We start from the raw sequence: 19,090 nt of genomic DNA on the forward strand, positions 1-19,090 counted from the left end.
ATGAACGCCTCCCTCCCTGACTTCCTGCACCGCGCGAAGTCGCCCCTGCGGGCCACGCTGCTCGTGGCGGCCATCACGCTGGTCGTCGGCGTCGCCTGGGCGCAGACCCGCATCGACCCCAATGGCGTGAACGTCAGCGGCAGCGTGATCGGCGACGACGTGCTCTACAGCATCGGCGGCGGCCGGGCCGTGTCGATGGGTGGTGCCGGCAACATGCAGAGCATCGGCGTCGGCGTCGGCTGGAACAGCAACCTGATCTGCGGCGACATGAGCATCACCACGACGCTGCAGAACCAGCTCAACGGCATCACCAACGGCTTCCAGACGATCATGAGCAACGTGATCCAGAACGCCACTGCCGCGGTGGCGTCACTCCCGGCGCTCATCATCCAGCGCGCCGACCCGGGCCTGTACAACCTGCTCACCAACGGCATCCTCCAGGCGCGCCTGGATTTCGACCGCTCGAAGATGACCTGCCGGGCCATCGCCAATCGCATGGCGGACATGGCCGGCGGCCAGGCCGGCTGGGACCAACTCGCCGAAGGGATGGCGCTGCGGGATGCGGTCAGCAGCACCGATGCCGTCTCCGCCATCGAGCAGGCCGAGTCCAACAAGGGGAACAACGGCGTGCCCTGGGTCGGCGGCGGCAACGCGGGCGGCTCCGGCCAGAGTTCGATCAAGGTGGTCGGCGACGTGACGCGAGCGGGCTACAACCTGCTCAACGGGCGCAGCGCCACCGATACCTCGTCGATCGCGCGCAGCGCCTGCGGCAACCGCCTGACCTGCCAGACCTGGTCGTCGCCTGGCGCGGCCGCGGCCTTTGCGAACCGCGTGCTGGGCGAACGCGAGCAACGCACCTGCGAAAACTGCACGAAGACCCAGACCACGCCTGGCGTCGGGCTCACGCCAGTGATCCAGGAAGAGTACGAGACCAAGCTGCAGGTGTTGCAGGAACTGGTGACGGGCGCCCGGCCGACGACACTGGCCAATCTCGACGCGGCCGGCAGCAGCTCGCTGCCGATCACCCGCGGCGTGATCGAGGCCCTGCGTGACGAGCCCGACCAGGACGTGCTGGGCCGGCGCCTCGCGTCCGAGGCTGCGCTGTCCAGCGTGCTGGAGAAGGCCCTGCTGCTGCAACGCACGTTGCTGACCGGCAAGAAGGAGCCGAACGTCGCCGCCAACGAGCTCGCCGTGCAGGCGGTGGACCAGGAGAACAGCGCGCTGGAGCAGGAGATCAACAACCTCAAGACCGAGCTGGAGCTGCGCCGCACGCTGGCCGGCAACTCGGCGATGGCGATCATCCAGCGCCACAGTACCCGCGCTGCCGGCTCGCGCGGCGTCTTCGAGGGCGACACCACGCGCGACCGTCTGCGGGAAGTCCAGAAGCCGCGGAGCGGTACGCCATGAGCCGGCTCGCCTGGCTGCGGCTGTCATGGCTGTTCAACCGCCGCGTCGGCGTGGCGCTGCTGTGGACCTTGCTGGTGGTCGCCGCCGCGGTGGCGGTGAACATCGCCGGCATCCACGTGGTCGGCGGCGTCGAGGGCTGGCAGCACTGGCTGCAGGCGCACGCCGGCCACTTCTTCGTGTGGCGTCTGTGCCTCTACGGAGCGACGGCTTACGGCTGGTGGTGGATGCGTCGGCGCCTGTTGCGGCGGGAGCCGTCCCGCGAGACGCATCAGCGCCTGCTGCGCACGGAGATCGCGGCCGTCATCGCCGTGGTCGCGCTGGAAGCCAGCCAGCTGCTGCGGCACGGCTGAGACCGGGAGGCAGGCATGACGCTCTACACCACGGACTACTTGGAGTATTACCTGACCCTGGTGGCTTGGGTGGTCAACAACGGCATCTGGAGCATCCTCGTGGCCAGCGGCGTGTTCGCGCTGCCGTTCGTGGCCATCGTGATCCAGGAATGGCTCAAGGCCCGCAGCGAAGGTGCGGACGAGGGCAACAAGGGCGTGCTGTCGTCGATGCGCATCGAGAACCGGGTGTGGGTGGCGATCGTGGTCATCATGTTCGCCGGCATCCCGTTCATCCCGGTGGATCTCGCCACGATCAGGTTCGACACCACGCGCTCCGCGCAATGCCAGGTCAGTGTCCCGCTGCCCAACGACACGGGCTGGTCCAACGTCTACACGGCGCTCAACGACCAGAGCGCGCTGGTGCCGGTGTGGTGGTTCTTCATGCACGCGCTGTCGAAAGCCGTGACGGGCTCCGCGGTGGCGGCGATTCCCTGCGGCACGGACCTGCGTCAGATTCGCATGGATGTGGATGCCACGCGCATCGACGATCCGGTGCTGGCACAGGAGGTCGCCGACTTCACGCACGACTGCTACGGGCCGTCGCGCGCCAAGCTGTTCATGAACCGGCCGACGCTCTCCGACGAGCAAATGAACGACGTCACCTGGATCGGGTCGAGTTACTTCCTCGACACGCCCGGCTTCTATGACACCTATCGCGCCAAGACCCCACGCACGGCCTGGCCCTACGACGCGACCCGCGATGCAGGGTTGGCACAGGTGGACAGCGGCGGCGGCTATCCGTCCTGCCGGCAGTGGTGGGCCGATGGCGGCCAGGGACTGCGCAGCCGGCTGCTGGCACAGGTCGACCCGGACCTACTGACCCGCATCGGGCGCTGGGCGGGCTTCCTGTCGCAGAGCGAGGTCAATGACTCGGTGATCCGCGCCGTGGTCTCACCGCGACAGCAGAAGATGAACCAGGGCGCCGTCTACACCGACTACGGTGGCCAGATCGACAAGACGCTGCCGAACGTTGTCACGCGCGGCGCAAGCGACCTGGGGTTGACCGTCGGCTCGCTGGCCTTCTTTCCCGCGATGGACGTGGTGCGCCAGGCGCTGCCGATGGTGCTGACGATGCTCAAGATGGCGCTCGTCATCTGCATCCCGCTGGTGCTGCTGATCGGCACCTACGACCTGAAGACGGTGGTGACGGTGAGCTGCGTCCAGTTCGCGCTGTTCTTCGTGGACTTCTGGTTCCAGCTCGCGCGCTGGATCGACAGCACGATCCTGGACGCGCTCTACGGCTGGGGGTTTGGCGCGGACAGGCCGCACACGAACTTCGATCCGTTGATCGGTTTGAACAACGCCTTTGGCGACATGCTCCTTAACTTCGTCATGGCGATGATGTTCATCGTGCTACCGGGTTTCTGGGTAGCTGCGCTCGCGTGGGTTGGTGTCCGCGTAGGCAACATTTCGCAGATGCTCTCAGCAGCCACCGATGGCGCCAAATCTGCGGGAGGCAAAGGCGCTGACCTTGCAATCAAAGCAGCGAAGGCGAAGTAGCGCCGAGAGTGGCGAGCTACTCGTCGTCCGCGCTGCCGCCGTCAATGCGTACCTCGCCCCGGTAGAGACCGTATCCGTCCAGGCCGTTTCGCCATTGAGGCTCGTCATCATCACTGCTTTCGTCGGCATCGACGTTGCGTACCATCCAGGCAGCGATCCCTGCAAAGGCCAGCAGCAGCGCCAGCCAGAACGCGGAGTAGAGCAGCACACCAAGCACGGCCAGCTTCACGATCCAGAGCACCGCCGTCGCCGCGCTCGCGGGCACCCCGCGCGTCACCAGCCAACCGGCGACACGCTGCTCGCGGCGCAGGTATCCACGCCAGGCACGGCCAGCCCCCCGGCCCAGCCGGTGGCTCCAGCGCCCGTTGTGCGTGTTGGTGGTCATGCTCATGTGCCTCGGTTTCAGTGGTGCCTCACCTCAAGAGCGGCCGGTTGGGGCTTGCCCTCCAGCATAGACCGCGATCAGGAGGCCGGGTTGCGGCTGGCAGAGCGGTCGCAGGTCGATTAGATTCTGCACTATAAATCAAACGTTATGCTACTTTCCCTGCACGTTCTTGCGATAGCTCTAGAGGCTGATTTGATTCCGTGCTATTTTTACAGCATGGATGGAAATTCTAGGCACCAGGTAATCAAGCGGCTGCAGGCGGGACTCCCCCGCGGGGCGCCGTTCGACCTTGCCACCCTGAGCCAGTTCGGGGTGTCGCCCCAGCTCGCCGCCCACTATGCCGACGGCGGGTGGCTCGTGCGCCTGGCCCATGGCGTCTATGCCTTCCCGAACGATGAGTTCGGGGTCTACGGTGCGCTGAAGTTCCTGCAACAGCGCGTGCCCGGCCTGCACGTCGGCGGCAAGAGCGCCCTGGCCCTGCAGGGCGTGCGGCACAACCTGGGCAGCCGGGAGACGCTGGTGCTGTGGGGCGACGGTCGTTTCGCGTTGCCAGCCTGGTTCACCTCGCGCTTTCCGGCCCGCTACGTCCACGCCCGCCTGTTCGACTGGCCGGACACGGCGCTGGCCAGCAAGACCCTGACCACGCCGCCTGGCCTGCCCGAGGATCTGCGGGTGGCTGCCTCCGAGCGTGCCGTTCTGGAGCTGCTGTACGAAGCCGGCGTCAAGCAGAGCCTCGAAGAGGCTCGCAACATCTTTGATGGACTGCGTTCCCCCCGCAAGGACTTGCTCGGGCAACTGCTGTCCTGCTGCACCAGCGTGAAGGCCGTGCGCCTGTTCCTCACCTGGGCGCGCGAGACCAGCCTCGTGGATGTCGATGCCCTGCTGGAGCAGTACCCGGTTCGCACCGGCAGCAACACGCGCTGGATGAGCCGGCTCGATGACGGCACCTTGCTGAGCCTGAGACCTCATGGATAAGACCTACGCGGACACCGTTCGCCTGCTGCTGGCCGTCGCGCCCGACGTGTTCGCCAACGACATCTTCGCCATGAAGGGCGGCACGGCCATCAACCTCTTCGTGCGGGACATGCCGCGCCTGTCGGTGGACATCGACGTGGTGTACCTCCCGTGGCAGACGCCGCGCGACGAAGCGCTGCAAGCCATCAACCAGGAGCTGGCCGCCATCGCCACGCGCGTTGCACCACTGGGCGTGCAGACACGCCTGGTTCGCGCCAAGGATCTGGGGGACACCAAGCTGATCGTCGAGAACGACGCCAACCAGGTGAAGATCGAGGTCAACGTCGTGTTCCGAGGCAGCGTGCTGCCCGTGGAGCGGCGGCCGCTGAGTGCCAAGACCAGCGATCTGTTCGGCGTCGAGTTCGAGCTGCCGGTTCTGGCACCGGACGAGCTGTACGCCAGCAAGCTGGTGGCTGCGCTGGATCGGCAGCACCCCCGCGACCTATTCGACGTGTGGCAGCTCTACGAATCGGGCGACATCAGCGACGGCATGGTCGAGTGCTTCGTGATCTATCTGGCGGGCCACAACCGGCCGCCCCACGAAGTGCTGTTCGGCAACGACAAGGACATCGCCGGCGAGTACGAGAGGGCCTTTGTCGGCATGACCGAAGTGGACTGCTCCCTGGAGACACTGCTCGACGCTCGCGCCAGGATGCGGCGCGAGCTGCCACAGCGACTGAGCACCGCGCACAGGCAGTTTCTGAGCGGGCTGGCGCGCGCAGAACCGGACTGGTCGCTGGTGCAGTGCCGGCACGCCGCGCAACTGCCGGCACTGCGCTGGAAGCTCGCCAATCTCGAAACCTTCCGCAAGCGCCGTCCCGACGACTTCGCAGCGCAATCCGCCGCCCTCGACACCGGCTTGGGCCAGAGCTGACGAACGTCCCGCAGCGCCCCACTTGCCGGGGTTGCCCCATGCCGCATTCATCGTGGCAGCCGCGAAGCAGCGGCCCTATACCCAAAGGCTTCCGACAAAGGCCAAAGGGCTGGGAAGGGGCAAAGGAAGGGCGCCAAGGGGAAAGGCCCTATCCTGAAAAGGCCAAAAGGCGCCCCGAGCAGCCCGTCATCCGGGGTTCGCCATGCTCTCGCTGTTCCAGCGCAAACGGGTGCCACCCACCGCCGGCACACCGCCCACCTCCGCCATCGAAACTCCGAAAGGGTTGACGCGGCCGGAGTCGGCCGCATCGCTGCTGGCCACGCCGCGCCGGCAGAAACTGCTGGAACACATCTGGCAGCGCACCTCGCTCTCGCGCCGGCAGTTCGCCACGCTCTACCTCGCCCCACTGGAGCGCTACGCCGAGCTGGTCCAGCAGTTCCCGGCCTCCGAGAACCACCACCACGCCTATCCGGGCGGCATGCTGGACCACGGCCTGGAGATCGTCGCCTATGCGCTGAAGCTGCGGCAGTCATACCTGCTGCCTGCGGGCGTCACGCCGGAGGCACAGGCGGCCCAGGCCGAAGCCTGGACCGCAGGCACGGCCTACGCGGCCCTGCTGCACGACATCGGCAAGATTGCGGTCGATCTGCACGTCGAACATGCCGACGGCAGCGTCTGGCATCCCTGGCACGGCCCGCTGCGAAAGCCCTACCGCTTCCGTTACCGAAAGGAGCGCGAGTACCGCCTGCACAGCGCCGCCACCGGGCTGCTCTACGCGCGCCTTCTCGATCGGGACATCTTCGACTGGCTCAGCGGCTATCCCGACCTCTGGGCCGCGCTGCTGTACGTGCTGGCCGGCCAGTACGAGCATGCCGGCACGCTCGGCGAGCTGGTCGTGCAGGCCGACCAGGCATCGGTCGCCCAGGAACTCGGCGGCGATCCCAGCAAGGCGCTGGCGGCGCCCAAGCATGCGCTGCAACGCAAATTGCTCGACGGCTTGCGCTACCTGCTCAAGGGAGCGTTCAAGTTGAACCAGGCCGGCCCGGCGGACGGCTGGCTGACACAAGACGCCTTGTGGCTGGTGAGCAAGACCGTCTCCGACAAGCTGCGCGCCCATCTGCTGTCGCAGGGCATCGACGGCATCCCGGCGAGCAACACGGCGGTGTTCAACGTGCTGCAGGATCACGGCATCGTGCAACCGACGCCGGATGGCAAGGCGATCTGGAAGGCTACCGTCACCAGCGACGCCGGCTGGTCGCACGCCTTCACCTTCCTGAAACTCTCGCCGGCGATGATCTGGGATGCCGCCGACCGGCCGGCGCCGTTCGCAGGCCGTGTGCAGGTCGAAGAGGAACAGGCGGAGCCGACGCCGCAGGCGACAACGGTGGCCGATGGGCCGCGCGCCGAAGGCATCGAAGCTGCATCCGCGAGCACGGCGCCGATCGCATCCACAGCCACGGATACCGGCGTGGCCGCGCTACTCGACCTGCTGGGCGACACCGCTCCACCCGCGACACCGGAGATCCCGAGTTCCCCTGTTGCCGAGCCCGAGCCGGCCCCTTCGACCATGCTCCCGCCGCAGATGAGCCTCGCGTCTTCCCAGGATCGCGCGGAGCCCTCCGGGGCGCACTTCATGGCCTGGCTGCGTCAGAGCATCCAGACGCGCAAGCTCATCATCAACGACGCCAAGGCCCTGGTGCATACCGTCGCCGGTACGACCTACCTCGTCAGCCCCGGCGTGTTCCAGCGCTACGCGCAGGAGTACCTTCAAGTCGCCGCGCTGGCCAAGCAGGAGAAGCTGGAGGGGTGGCAGTGGGTGCAGAAGCGCTTCGAGAAGTTGGGACAGCACCGCAAGCAGCCGAGCGGGCTGAACATCTGGACCTGCGAAGTCACGGGGCCGCGCAAGTCGCGCCGGCTGCACGGCTACCTGCTCGTCAGCCCGGATACGCTGTTCCAGGAGACGCCGCCAGACAACCCATACCTGCGGCTCCTCAACGAGGCCGCAAAGCGCGAAGATTCAGCCCTTGGGGGCAAGGACGACGATCAGGCGTAGGCATGCGACCGCTGTGCGGGCCGGCTTCAATCTGCGGATGGGGCCGACTCCGCCAGCTTGGCTTCGGTCAGAGTCATCAAGTGGGCGGAACTGCATTTCAGCGCACGGGCAATCTTGAGGATGAGAGGGAGCGTGGGGACATGCTCGCCGCGCTCGATCTTGCCCATGTGCGACCGTTCGATGCCGGCCATGTGGGCCAGCGTTTCCTGAGCGATGCCCTGGTTGGTTCTTTCTTCCCGCACGGCAGCCCCAAACGCGATGGCTGGTTCCGCTTCGTAGGTAGTGGTGCCGGTGGGGCGGCCCCTTTGGATCGAACGCTTTGGCATTGCCAAGAGCGTCGAACACGGTCACGATTTAAACCACGTTAAACTTAACTCATCCAACGGCTTCGAGATCAGTTGCCACGAGTTCACCGCCTGGGGGAGCTGGACGTGGAATCGAGTGACATCACCGCCGAAATTCGCATGGCCGTCCTCGGCGAATGGGTGCCTCCCCAGCTCGCCGACGTGCTCGCCCTGCAGCGTGCCGAAGAGCCGGAGACCCATGCCGTCCTGGCCGGGTGGACAGATCCCGGTCGAGGCGCGGAGCTGCCGGGCGACGGCTTCGACTTCGCTTTGTCTGCGGTTGCCCGGCAGTGGCCTGGCTGGGTATGCGAGCCGCTGTGGCATGGCACGCTGGCGGTCGCCGTGGCCAAGCGCTCTCACCTGCTGGCCTACCGTGAAGTGCCGTGCCAGGAAGTGCTCAAGCAGCCCTTGATCTGCGCGCAGTCCACGGCCGATGAACCATGGCGCATGACCGTACAGCGCGTGTTCGAGAACGCGCTGCAGGAGCGAGAGCAAACGGTGGAGACATTCGATGTGGCGATGACGCTGGTTGCCGCCGGGTACGGGATTTCCATTGCACCTGCCGCGAGACTGGCGAGCTACCTACGCCGAGGCATCGCCGTGCGGCCGCTGGCCGGCGCACCAACGATCGTGATGGCTTACCTGCTCCGTCGCAACGCTACCTTGTCGGACACCCAGGCAAGATTCGCCCGCCGCGCGCGCTTGGTGTCCTGACAGACGCGCGGGGATCGCGGTTTCGCCACGATCCCGCATTCCTGCTGCTAGGCGACCCCGACTCGCAGCGGGGTCCATTCGCTTTCCTTCACGGCTGTGCTCACTGCCATGACGAGCTTGTCGAGATTGCTGGCCGTCACGCCCTCCAGTGCCGAACGCCCCCGCAGCATCGAGCGCGGTTGCAGCAGTGCATGGTAGATCTGCCAAGGGTCCGCACCCCTGGTCAGCTTCAGGACGGACTGGATCAGCTCGTGCTTGAGTGGGTCGAGGTGCCAGTCCGGCACGCGCTGGCCGCGGTTGCCTACGTTCAACGCCAGCAAGTTGCCCGCCTTGATCTCGTAACTGATCCACCTGCGGGATTTGCCCGCCATCTTGGCAAACGCAGCGACGGAAAGGTTGTGCGGCGCTTCGAAGACATCGAACAGCTCCATCCTCTCGCGCTGAATGTCCGAAGGCACCAGCGGCGCGGCCGATCGAGGGGGCGGAACCGCCGGCAGCCGATGTGCGGCGGCAGAAACCAACGGCATGGCGTCACCCGGCTTCGTCACGAGCAGGATTGGCGAAGCGGCAATCGGCGTAGAGGGGGCGCTTTCGGTTTGCTCACTCGGGAATGCGGGCACGCCTTCCAGATGCACGGTGAGCGGCATGCTGGCCGCCTCGACCTGGTTCTGCTCGAAGAGGTCGAGCCGATCGGCCCAGTCCTGCATCATGCGGCGACGCTGCTCCACGTACTCGGCATGGTTGTAGGTCGCGCTGACCTTGTTGGGATCGACATGCGAGAGCTGTGCATCCACCCAGACCTTCGGGTAGCCGATCTCGTTGAGCGCAGTGGACATCGTGCCGCGGATACCGTGTCCGGTCAGGCGTTCCTGATAGCCCATGCGTTTGAGCGCACCATTGAGCGTGTTCTCGCTGATGCGCTTCTTCAAGTCGCTGTCGTGCCGGAACAGGTAGCGCTGGGCCGGCTTGAACTCATCCAGCAGGTGCCGGACGATCTCCATGGCCTGAATCGACAGCGGCACGATGTAGGGCGGGATGTCCTTCGGCTGCTGCCGCTTCTTGCGCATATCCAACTGGAGTTGCTTCACGACGTCGGCCGGGATGATCCACAACCCACGGTCCAGATCGAATTGATCCGGCATCGCCTGTCGCAGCTCGCCGGTTCGCACGCCGGTCAGCAGCAATAGCCGCAGCCCGAGCTGGGTCTGCCGCCTGCCGCGATAGCTGCGCAGCCGCTGCAACAGCTTCGGCAGCTCGGCCATGCGCAGGAACGGGTTGTGGTTGACGGGTGGCAGCGGCAGCGCCACCACATCGAGATCGGAGGCGGGGTTCTGCTCCAGGCCCGGCACGATCACCAGCGCGTAGCGGAACAGTTGGTTGAACCACGTCCTGACTTTCTCGGCGACGGAGAGCGCCCTGCGCTTCTCGATCTTGGCGATCACCTCCAAGAGGTCGGGACGCTTGATCTCATAGATCGACCGCTTGCCCAAGGCGGGCAGCACATCCTTGTCGAAGATGCGCGGAAGGATCGAGAGGGTCGTCTGCCGGCCTTCCTTGAGGCTGAGCCCGCGATGCTTGAGCCACTTGCGATACACCGCCTCGAAGGTGTTTTCGTCGGCGAGCCGGACAGCAGTGCGCTTCTGCTTGCGGTGAACGCGAGGATTGGTGCCTTTGGCCAGCAGGGCGCGCGCTTCGTCGCGTAGGCTGCGGGCCTCGCGAAGCGTCACCTCCGGGTAGGTGCCGAGCGACATCCGCTTCTGCTTGCCCGCCCAGTAGTAACGGAAGTGCCAAGTCCTGCCCCCTGCAGCCGTGACGGCCAGGGAGAGGCCATCCAAGTCAGGGAGGGTGTATGCCTTGCCAGTTGCCTTGGCCTGTCGAACGGCCAGGTCTGAGAGTGCCATGCTCTTGCTCCTGAACATGAGTCAGGAACCAGATGCTGGTCACGTCGACCTCGCCCCTCCATCAACAATCCGGAATCAGCCGCGCCCGCAAAAATGGACTTGTTTGTGGACTTAAAAGTCCCGGCTGTAGGCGGATCGCAGTGGACTACGGCAGAACGTCAAAGAGAGGAAAAGTCCTTGTGTGGCAACGACTTGCAGACTCTCTTGGACTTCTGCGGAAGTCCGCAGAATGATGCGGTGGAGCGGGTGATGGGAATCGAACCCACGTCAGTAGCTTGGGAAGCTACAGCTCTACCATTGAGCTACGCCCGCGTTGCGGTGGAAAGTCTATGCGCTGGGGCCGGTGTTGCGCAATGGTCGGCCGCGCCGCATGCGCCGGACACGGTCCGGCGCTGTTGTCAGGCATCCCGGGCACCGTGCGGTGCCCGGGATGACGCGTGGGTCAGAAGCTGCCGCTGAAGTTGGCGAACAGCGTCGCGTCCTGGGCACGCTTCTGCCCGGCCGAAGCACTCACGCCGAAGTTGCTCTGCAGGCCGAACAGTTCGGTACGGGCACCCAGCACCACGGTGGCGTAGTTCTTGTCGAAGTTCAGGCCCGGCACGCGGTAGCTGCCCAGTTCCGGCAGGGTCTGCAGCCAGGCGCTGGCCTGCTTGTTGTCTTCGAACTCGTGGTCGTAGGTCAGCTGCGCGTACGGCTTGACCGCACCGCCGTCGAAGCGGGCCTGCCAGCCGATGCGGCCAACGGTCGAATCGACGTTCTGGCGGTCATAGCCCAGCGCGGTGGCCAGGGTGCCGGCCTCGGCGCTTTCGGTGTAACCGTCGATCTTCACCTTCTGCCAGATCACCGAGGCGATCGGGCCGTGGCGGAAGCCGCCCTCGGTGCCGAACTCGTAACCGGCGTTCAGCGCTGCGGTCAGGTTGCTGCCGTCCGGCGAACCGCCGTGCTCGCGGGTGGCCGGGCCGAGCTGGACCTTGCGGTTCACGTCATAGGACAGCCAGGTGTAGCTGACCTGGCCGTTGACCCAGATGCGGTCGTGGTACCAGCCGGCGAACAGACCGGCGGTGGTGTCCTTCTGGGTGAAGTCACCGCGGCTGTTGCCGAAGTCGGCATTGAGGCGGCCGAAGCCGGCGAAGCCGCCGAACACCATGCCGTCACGCGCCCAGTCGACACCGAACAGGCCGGCCGGCGCCAGGCCGTCGTACAGGTCGGCGTGGTCGTAGCGCTGCAGATCGCCGCGTACGCCGCCCCACCAGGACAGGCCGTCGGCCGGACGCCCACCAAGGTGCATGCTGACCTGGTCGGCGCGCGAACGGCCGATGGTCTGTGCCGAGTGGCTCAGTACCTGCTGCAGACGCGGGGCTTCCAGCACCGAGACCGCGTACTGGCCCAGCAGCTGGTGGCCGGCCGTGGTCGGATGCACGCCATCGGCGAACAGATAGGTATTGGCCGCATCCGGGCTGACATAGCTGGTCGGGTTGCAGGTCAGGATGCTCTGCGTCGGATTGGTCGGATCGATCTTGCAGGCGGTGCTGGTGACGTTGGTGAAGCCGTACATGGCCGGGTTGGCGGCCACTTCGCCCAGCACGGTGAAGGTGTCGAGCGGAATGAACTCGATGCCGGCCTGCTTCAGGCCGCCGTACAGGGCCTTGTTGTAACCGGCCGACAGCGCGGTGGCGGCGCCGGCATTCGGGCCACGGAACGACGGGGTCAGGCCGACGTTGGGCAGGTTCGGCACCAGCACGTACTGCGCGCCGGCCTGCTTGAGCGCGCCGACCAGGGCGATCTGGTCGGTGACCGCTGCGCCGATGATGGCCTGCGCCTGTGCCGGCGCTGCCGCCGCCGCGAACAGGTCATTGGCGCCGCCCCACACGGTATACAGGGCATTTGCGTCAGCCTTGCCGCCATTTGCGGCGAGGTAACGAGCAGCCTGCGACTTCAGCGAGGGAATCGGACCCAGGCCGCCGCTCCCTTCCACCGACACGCGGGCGCCGCCCACGGCGTAGTTGTCACCGTTCTGGCCGTTGCCATTGGGCGCGCCGTTGACACCGTAGTAGTTGGCCACCTGCTGCGACCACACCCAGCCCGGGTTGGTGGTGAACTGGCCGGTGACGGGCTGCACGCCCGGCGGCAGCAGCGGGCGGAAGTAGCCGGCGTCGGTCAGGCTGTCGCCGAAGAACACCGCGTGGGTATACGGGGATTCGCCTGCCATGGCCGGAACCGCGGCCAGCGCGATCGCGGCCGCCATCAGGGAGCGGATCGGGCGTTTGCTGAGCAGCATGTAAAGAACTCCTGTGGGGAAATCGTTGAGGACCCGGCGGACGTACGCCGGCGCACGGTGAATGGTTTCACCGCGCCGCCTTTTGCTCACGCTGCGCCGCCGCATGGATTGTCGCCCGGCCCTGCGCCAGCGTGCTGTGCAGGACGTGGCATCTGGCGCAGATTGCAACGGTTCCGATCCCGGCGAGCTATCAGCGACAATGCGCTGATGAACATCCAGCTCAATGGCGAACCCCGTACCCTGCCCGCTTCGGCGACCCTTCACGATCTGCTTGAGGCCGAGCAGCTGCTGCAGCGCCGGGTGGCGGTGGAGGTCAACGGCGAGATCGTCAGCCGCAGCCGCCATGGCGAGCATGTCCTGGCCGAGGGCGACGTGGTGGAAATCGTGCACGCGCTGGGCGGTGGTTGAAACCATTCCGGGTAGTGCCGGTCGCTGGCCGGCAATCCGACGCTGCCTGACGCCTCACATCTGCCGGCCAGCGGCCGGCACTACCTTTGGTTGCGTGACCCCATCTTCAGGCGGATAAGCGATAATCGCGCCATGAACGTTCATGTCTCCCCCGATTCGCTGGTGATCGCCGGCAAGACCTATGGCTCGCGGCTGCTGACCGGCACCGGCAAGTTCAAGGACCTGGAAGAAACCCGCCTGGCCACCGAGGCTGCAGGCGCCCAGATCGTCACCGTGGCCATCCGCCGGACCAACATCGGCCAGAACCCGGGCGAGCCGAACCTGCTGGACGTGCTGCCGCCGGACCGTTACACCATCCTGCCCAACACCGCCGGCTGCTACACCGCCGAGGACGCCGTGCGCACCTGCCGCCTGGCCCGTGAGCTGCTGGACGGCCACAACCTGACCAAGCTGGAAGTGCTGGGCGACCAGAAATCGCTGTACCCGGACGTGGTGCAGACCCTCAAGGCCGCCGAACAGCTGGTCAAGGATGGCTTCGAGGTGATGGTCTACACCTCCGACGACCCGATCCTGGCCAAGCGCCTGGAAGAGATCGGCTGCGCTGCGGTGATGCCGCTGGCCGCGCCGATCGGCTCGGGCCTGGGCATCCAGAACAAGTACAACCTGCTGCAGATCATCGAAGACGCCAAGGTGCCGATCATCGTCGACGCCGGCGTGGGCACCGCCTCGGACGCGGCGATCGCGATGGAGCTGGGCTGTGACGGCGTGCTGATGAACACCGCCATCGCCGGCGCACGCAGCCCGGTGCTGATGGCCAGCGCGATGCGCAAGGCGGTCGAAGCCGGCCGCGAGGCGTTCCTGGCCGGGCGCATCCCGCGCAAGCGCTACGCCAGCGCCTCCTCTCCGCTGGATGGGCTGATCGGCTGATGACCAATCCTTTCGACAGCGCCGGCTCCAAGGCCCCGCCCAAGCCCTTCACCGTCAGCGAAGGCCGCCGTGAAGTGCGCAGCTTCGTGCTGCGCCAGGGCCGATTCACCCCCGCCCAGCAGCGTGCGTTCGACGAACGCTGGCCGCGTTTCGGCATCGACTACAACGGCCAGCCGCGCGATCTGGACGCCACCTTCGGCCGCCCGGCGCACAAGGTGCTGGAAATCGGCTTCGGCAACGGCGCCGCGCTGCGCTTCGCGGCCCAGCACGACCCGTCGCGTGACTACATCGGCATCGAGGTGCATGCCCCCGGCGTGGGCCGCCTGCTGAACGCGCTGGCCGACGACAACGCCGACCACGTGCGGTTGTACCACCACGACGCGGTGGAAGTGCTGCAGAACGAGATCGCCGACGGCGCGCTGGATGAAATGCGCATCTACTTCCCGGACCCGTGGCACAAGAAGCGCCACAACAAGCGCCGCCTGCTGCAGCCGGCGTTCGCCGAACTGCTGGTGCGCAAGCTGCGCCCGGGCGGCCGCCTGCACTGCGCGACCGACTGGGAAGACTACGCCGAGCAGATGTGGGACGTGCTCGACGCCACCGCCGGCCTGGTCAACCGTGCCGGCCCGCGCGGCAGCGTGCCGCGCCCGGACTGGCGCCCGCAGACCCACTTCGAGACCCGTGGCCAGAAGCTCGGCCACGGCGTCTGGGACCTGTTGTACGACCGCACCTGACGATCGCCTGAGGACGCCGCGCCCCACATGGATACCGCGCTGACGCTGACCAACGACATGAAGCTCGTGCTTGGGCTGGTCGGCTTCACGATGGCGATGTTCCTGTTCGAGCGCATCCGTGCCGACGTGGTCGCACTGGTGGTGCTGGTGGTGCTCGGCGTCACCGGGCTGATCGCGCCGGAGGAGATCTTCGGCGGTTTCTCCGGTAACGCGGTGATGAGCATCATCGCCACCACCATCCTCGGTGCGGGCCTGGACCGCACCGGTGCACTGAACCGGCTGGCCGCCTGGCTGCTGCGGCGCGGCCACGGCGTCGAGCAGCGGCTGCTGATGATGACCACGGCCATTGCCGGCCTGAACTCGTCCTTCATGCAGAACCCGTCGGTGATGGCGCTGTACCTGCCGGTCGCCTCGCGGCTGGCCGCGCGCACCGGGCTGACCCTGCAGCGCCTGCTGCTGCCGATCTCGGCGGCGATCGTGATGGGCGGCGCGCTGACCATGGTCGGCAACTCGCCGCTGATCCTGCTGAACGACCTGCTGGCCTCGGCCAACAACAACCTGCCCTCGGGCCTGGCCACCATCGAGCCGCTGCGCATGTTCGCGCCGCTGCCGATCGGCCTGGCACTTCTGGTCGCCTCGCTGCTGTACTTCCGCTATTACGGCGACCGCAAGCTGATCGAGGAAGAGAACCTGGTCAACGACGGGGTCACCCCGGCACGTACCGAAAGCTACTTCGCCAAGACCTACGGCATTGAAGGCGATGTGTTCGAGCTGGTGGTCAGCGCCGAGAGCCCGCTGGTGGGCATGACCCTGGGCGAGGCGGAGAACCTGCACGATGCGCCGCTGCTGCTGGCCCTGAAGACCGGCAACGACACCCGCCTGGCGCCGCCGGCGGAGATGCGCATCTGGGTCGGCAGCGTGCTCGGTGCGATGGGCCCGCGCCAGCAGATCAGCGACTTCGCGCAGAATCAGTTCCTGCGCATGTCCTCGCGCCTGAAGCATCTGGGCGACCTGTTCAATCCCAGCCGCGCCGGTATTTCCGAGGCCGTGGTGCCGCCGACCTCGAACGTGATCGGCAAGAGCGCGGCCGACCTGCGCCTGCGCAAGGAACGCGGCATCAGCCTGCTGGCGATCAACCGCGACAAGCAGGTGATCCGCGAAGACGTGCGCGACGTGCAGCTGCGTGCGGGCGACATGCTGGTCTTCCACAGCATCTGGACCGACCTGGCACAGGCCGCCAGGAGCCGGGACTTCGTGGTGGTGACCGATTACCCGACCGGCGAGCAGCGCCCGCACAAGTTCAAGATCGCGATGGCGATCTTCGCGTTGACCATCCTGATCGCGCTGACCAGCAAGCTGCCGGTGGCGCTGACCCTGATGACCGGCGTGGCGGGCATGCTGCTGACCGGCGTGCTGCGCATGGACGAGGCCTATGCCTCGATCAACTGGAAGACGGTGTTCATGATGGCCGGGCTGATTCCGCTGGGCTGGGCAATGGACTCCAGTGGCGCGGCGGCGTGGGTGGCCGGCCACACCATCGACAAGCTGCCTACCGGCATTCCGCTGTGGGTGCTGGAAGTGGCACTGGCGTTGCTGACCACGGCCTTCTCACTGGTGATCAGCCATGTGGGCGCGACCATCGTGATGGTCCCCATCGCGGTGAACCTGGCGCTGGCTGCCGGCGGCAGCCCGACCGCATTCGCGCTGATCGTGGCGCTGTCGGCGTCCAACAACCTGATGACGGCCTCCAATCCGGTGATCTCGATGATCACCGGTCCGGCCAACTACACCCCGCGCGAGATGTGGCGGGTCGGCGGCCCGCTGTCGCTGATCTACACCTGCGTGGTGGTGTTGATGATCAACCTGATGTTCTGAGGGTTGGGTTTATTGGCAGGGCTGCGCCCTGCACCCGCGGACTGCAATCGGTAGGTGCGAACCTTGGTTCGCACGCCGGTTGCCTCAGGCCAGATAGACCTGCCCGTCGCGCACATCCACCGGCACGGCACGCAGGCGGTCGCCCTTGCACGGGCCGGCGATGCAGTCGCCGCTGTCCAGCGCAAACGAGGCACCATGCGCGGCGCACACAAGATGGCCTTCGCGGCTCTTCAGGAACTGCCCGGGCGCCCAGTCCAGGCGGCGGCCGGCATGCGGGCAGATGTTCAGGAAAGCACGCACCTGCGCGCCGTCGCGATACAGCAGCACCGACTCTGCATCGCCATCGACCACCGCTTCGACCTCGGCAAACGCGCCATCGGCAATGGCATCAAGGGCGATCAGGGCAGCAGCGGCAGTCATGGCGAAGGCTCGGACAGTAAAGCGGCATTGTCGCACGCCTGCTCAGGTGACTGGCTGCAAGATGAACACAAGTCATTGATTCGTAATAAGCACAGGCTATATTTAACGAGTTTTTCACTCAATGACAGTGGCGCGTCCCGATACTCTGTTTTCGCTGATCCCAGCCTATCGAGCCGCCATGTTCAATCGCGCATCCGCCTTCACCCAGTTCCGCACCCTGTTCGCGCCGCGCAAGCCGCGTCATCCGTTGGTGCGCGTTGCCGTGGGCCTGCTCGGCCTGGCGATCCTGGCCGCGATGGTGTTCATCGGCGTGTTCGTCGGTGCGGCGATGATCCTGGTCGGCCTGGCGTGGAAGCTGTTGGCCTCGCGCAAGCCGGGCACCAGCCGTCCGATCGATCCGACCGTGGTCGAGGGCGAGTACCGCGTGGTGCGCAAGCCGGTGTTGCCGGCCTCGCGTTGATCCATGCCTTACGCGCCCGCTGACGGCGGGCGCCATGCGTTCTAGACTGCGGGCACGCCCTTCCTGGATGCCCGCATGTCCGATGTCTCCGATGTGATCCCTGCCGTTGCCCTGCCGCGTGTGCCGGTCGTAGGCGGCGGCAGTTTCCCCGTGCACCGCATCTACTGCGTGGGCCGCAACTTCGCCGACCATGCCCGTGAAATGGGCGCGGCGGTGCCGGCCGCTGATGACCGTGGCCGCCCGATGTTCTTCAGCAAGCCGGCCGATGCGATCGTGGTCGGCCATGACGATGCCATTCCCTATCCGCCGGCGACCGCCAACCTGCACCACGAAGTGGAACTGGTGGTGGCCATCGGCCGTGACGCGCCGGCCGGCGAGCTGGCCGTGGCCGATGCCGATGCACTGGTCTACGGCTATGCCGTCGGGCTGGACCTGACCCGCCGCGATCTGCAGGCGGCCGCCAAGGACAAGGGCCATCCGTGGGATGCGGCCAAGGGCTTCGATGCCTCCGCGCCGATCAGCGAGATCGTGCACGCCGGCGAGGTTGGCGACCTGGCCGCGCTGAACCTGTCGCTGGAGGTCAACGGCGAAGTGCGCCAGCAGGCATTGCTCGACCAGATGATCTGGAACGTGCCGGAGATCCTGCATGAGCTGTCCAAGCTGTGGCACCTGCGCGCCGGCGATCTGGTGTTCATGGGCACCCCGTCCGGGGTGGCTGCGCTGAAGCCCGGCGACCGCTTCAGTGCCCGCCTGGAAAACGTGGCCGAGCGCCACGGCGTGATCGCCGGCTGACATCACCTGCGCTACCCTGCGCGCTGTCCACTTCCCCCACCGGAGAAAAACAACAATGGGAATGCTCACCGAGTTCAAGGAATTCGCGATGCGCGGCAACGTCATCGACCTCGCCGTCGGCGTGGTGATCGGCGCGGCCTTCGGCAAGATCGTGACCGCGCTGGTCGAGAAGATCATCATGCCGCCGCTGGGCCTGCTGATCGGCAAGGTGGACTTCTCGCAGCTGGCCTGGACGCTGTCACCGGCCAGCATCGGTGCCGACGGCAAGGAGATCCCGGCGGTGGTGATCGGCTATGGCGACTTCATCAATACGCTGATCCAGTTCGTGATCGTGGCGTTCGCCATCTTCCTGGTGGTAAAGACGATCAACCGCCTGTCGCGCAAGCAGGAAGCCGCCCCGGCCGCACCGGCCGAGGAAGTGGTGCTGCTGCGCGAGATCCGCGACAGCCTGAAGAAGTAAGGTCGCAGAACGGTAGTGCCGGCCGCTGGCCGGCAACCGCACGATGCGCCCGAGGTCCATGAACATGCCGGCCAGCGGCCGGCACTACCGTGGGGTCAGCATTTGACCTCCAGCGGCTTCACCGCCTGCATCAGCAACGACAACCGCCCCAGCAG

At 66.4% G+C, this 19,090-nt stretch carries 19 protein-coding genes and 1 tRNA gene; 14 read left to right on the plus strand and 6 right to left on the minus strand.

Features of this window, described 5'->3' with window-relative positions:
- Genes O0J73_RS00510 through O0J73_RS00520 form a run of 3 tightly spaced genes read left to right on the plus strand, consistent with a single transcriptional unit; the run spans position 1 to position 3,296 of the window.
- Positions 1-1,407 carry an integrating conjugative element protein gene (locus O0J73_RS00510; protein WP_013721901.1) on the plus strand — a complete coding sequence of 469 codons (1,407 nt, stop codon included), beginning with the start codon at positions 1-3 and terminating at the stop codon, positions 1,405-1,407.
- Entirely contained in the window at positions 1,404-1,757 is a 354-nt protein-coding gene (locus tag O0J73_RS00515) for a hypothetical protein (RefSeq protein ID WP_308307740.1), read from the plus strand. Before O0J73_RS00510 ends, O0J73_RS00515 begins: the two co-directional genes overlap by 4 nt.
- A 15-nt stretch (positions 1,758-1,772) precedes the next feature.
- A complete protein-coding gene (locus O0J73_RS00520) occupies positions 1,773-3,296 on the plus strand; it encodes a conjugal transfer protein TraG N-terminal domain-containing protein (protein WP_011805401.1) in 1,524 nt (507 codons plus the stop codon).
- Between the two features lie 16 nt (positions 3,297-3,312).
- Here O0J73_RS00520 and O0J73_RS00525 read toward each other — a convergent pair whose 3' ends face one another.
- Positions 3,313-3,687: a DUF3742 family protein gene (locus O0J73_RS00525; protein WP_031754974.1), complete on the minus strand. Its 375-nt coding sequence runs from the start codon at positions 3,685-3,687 to the stop codon at positions 3,313-3,315.
- A gap of 210 nt (positions 3,688-3,897) precedes the next feature.
- Here O0J73_RS00525 and O0J73_RS00530 point away from each other — a divergent pair, with 210 nt between their 5' ends.
- The 3 genes from O0J73_RS00530 to mobH all read left to right on the plus strand — a co-directional run bounded on the left by O0J73_RS00530 (position 3,898) and on the right by mobH (position 7,622).
- Positions 3,898-4,656, plus strand: a complete 759-nt coding sequence (locus O0J73_RS00530; RefSeq protein WP_308307743.1) for a type IV toxin-antitoxin system AbiEi family antitoxin domain-containing protein — start codon at positions 3,898-3,900, stop codon at positions 4,654-4,656.
- Positions 4,649-5,569 carry a nucleotidyl transferase AbiEii/AbiGii toxin family protein gene (locus tag O0J73_RS00535; protein WP_016446144.1) on the plus strand — a complete coding sequence of 307 codons (921 nt, stop codon included), beginning with the start codon at positions 4,649-4,651 and terminating at the stop codon, positions 5,567-5,569. The genes O0J73_RS00530 and O0J73_RS00535 overlap by 8 nt, the downstream gene beginning before the upstream one ends.
- A 202-nt stretch (positions 5,570-5,771) precedes the next feature.
- Entirely contained in the window at positions 5,772-7,622 is a 1,851-nt protein-coding gene (mobH, locus tag O0J73_RS00540; protein WP_033959620.1) for a MobH family relaxase, read from the plus strand.
- 26 nt (positions 7,623-7,648) lie between these two features.
- On the opposite strand, the gene O0J73_RS00545 is transcribed toward mobH, so the two are convergent.
- The gene (locus O0J73_RS00545) at positions 7,649-7,948 is read right to left on the minus strand and encodes a helix-turn-helix transcriptional regulator (RefSeq protein ID WP_003282197.1); all 300 of its coding nucleotides are present in this window, start codon (positions 7,946-7,948) and stop codon (positions 7,649-7,651) included.
- 105 nt (positions 7,949-8,053) lie between these two features.
- Between O0J73_RS00545 and O0J73_RS00550 the strand changes: the two genes are divergently transcribed.
- Positions 8,054-8,680 (plus strand): substrate-binding domain-containing protein, encoded by a 627-nt coding sequence (locus tag O0J73_RS00550; protein ID WP_023109285.1) that lies wholly within the window; start codon positions 8,054-8,056, stop codon positions 8,678-8,680.
- Positions 8,681-8,727: 47 nt separating this feature from the next.
- Here the strand turns inward: O0J73_RS00550 and O0J73_RS00555 are convergent, their stop codons facing one another.
- From O0J73_RS00555 to O0J73_RS00565, 3 genes are all read right to left on the minus strand, one after another.
- Positions 8,728-10,581, minus strand: coding sequence for an integrase arm-type DNA-binding domain-containing protein (locus O0J73_RS00555; RefSeq protein ID WP_023109284.1), 1,854 nt, complete (start codon positions 10,579-10,581; stop codon positions 8,728-8,730).
- A 238-nt stretch (positions 10,582-10,819) separates the two neighbouring features.
- Positions 10,820-10,893, minus strand: a tRNA-Gly gene (locus O0J73_RS00560).
- A gap of 130 nt (positions 10,894-11,023) precedes the next feature.
- Positions 11,024-12,859, minus strand: coding sequence for an autotransporter domain-containing protein (locus tag O0J73_RS00565; protein ID WP_197563561.1), 1,836 nt, complete (start codon positions 12,857-12,859; stop codon positions 11,024-11,026).
- 207 nt (positions 12,860-13,066) lie between these two features.
- Between O0J73_RS00565 and thiS the strand changes: the two genes are divergently transcribed.
- The 4 genes from thiS to O0J73_RS00585 all read left to right on the plus strand — a co-directional run bounded on the left by thiS (position 13,067) and on the right by O0J73_RS00585 (position 16,803).
- Positions 13,067-13,267, plus strand: a complete 201-nt coding sequence (gene thiS / locus O0J73_RS00570) for a sulfur carrier protein ThiS (RefSeq protein ID WP_008265079.1) — start codon at positions 13,067-13,069, stop codon at positions 13,265-13,267.
- 132 nt (positions 13,268-13,399) lie between these two features.
- Positions 13,400-14,194, plus strand: coding sequence for a thiazole synthase (locus O0J73_RS00575; protein ID WP_004154394.1), 795 nt, complete (start codon positions 13,400-13,402; stop codon positions 14,192-14,194).
- Positions 14,194-14,928 carry a tRNA (guanosine(46)-N7)-methyltransferase TrmB gene (trmB, locus tag O0J73_RS00580; RefSeq protein WP_308307742.1) on the plus strand — a complete coding sequence of 245 codons (735 nt, stop codon included), beginning with the start codon at positions 14,194-14,196 and terminating at the stop codon, positions 14,926-14,928. The genes O0J73_RS00575 and trmB overlap by 1 nt, the downstream gene beginning before the upstream one ends.
- 27 nt (positions 14,929-14,955) lie before the next feature.
- The gene (locus O0J73_RS00585) at positions 14,956-16,803 is read left to right on the plus strand and encodes an SLC13 family permease (RefSeq protein ID WP_049457176.1); all 1,848 of its coding nucleotides are present in this window, start codon (positions 14,956-14,958) and stop codon (positions 16,801-16,803) included.
- 84 nt (positions 16,804-16,887) lie between these two features.
- On the opposite strand, the gene O0J73_RS00590 is transcribed toward O0J73_RS00585, so the two are convergent.
- Positions 16,888-17,223, minus strand: a complete 336-nt coding sequence (locus O0J73_RS00590) for a Rieske (2Fe-2S) protein (RefSeq protein ID WP_004154391.1) — start codon at positions 17,221-17,223, stop codon at positions 16,888-16,890.
- Between the two features lie 178 nt (positions 17,224-17,401).
- Between O0J73_RS00590 and O0J73_RS00595 the strand changes: the two genes are divergently transcribed.
- The 3 genes from O0J73_RS00595 to mscL all read left to right on the plus strand — a co-directional run bounded on the left by O0J73_RS00595 (position 17,402) and on the right by mscL (position 18,935).
- A complete protein-coding gene (locus O0J73_RS00595; protein WP_197563559.1) occupies positions 17,402-17,683 on the plus strand; it encodes a hypothetical protein in 282 nt (93 codons plus the stop codon).
- A 75-nt stretch (positions 17,684-17,758) separates the two neighbouring features.
- Complete coding sequence (locus O0J73_RS00600) at positions 17,759-18,475, plus strand: fumarylacetoacetate hydrolase family protein (RefSeq protein ID WP_004154389.1); 717 nt, start codon at positions 17,759-17,761, stop codon at positions 18,473-18,475.
- 55 nt (positions 18,476-18,530) lie between these two features.
- Positions 18,531-18,935, plus strand: a complete 405-nt coding sequence (gene mscL, locus O0J73_RS00605) for a large-conductance mechanosensitive channel protein MscL (RefSeq protein ID WP_004154386.1) — start codon at positions 18,531-18,533, stop codon at positions 18,933-18,935.
- Positions 18,936-19,090: the final 155 nt, after the last annotated feature.

Source organism: Stenotrophomonas sp. Sm6012 (assembly GCF_030985895.1).
In the GTDB taxonomy this organism is placed as follows: domain Bacteria; phylum Pseudomonadota; class Gammaproteobacteria; order Xanthomonadales; family Xanthomonadaceae; genus Stenotrophomonas; species Stenotrophomonas forensis.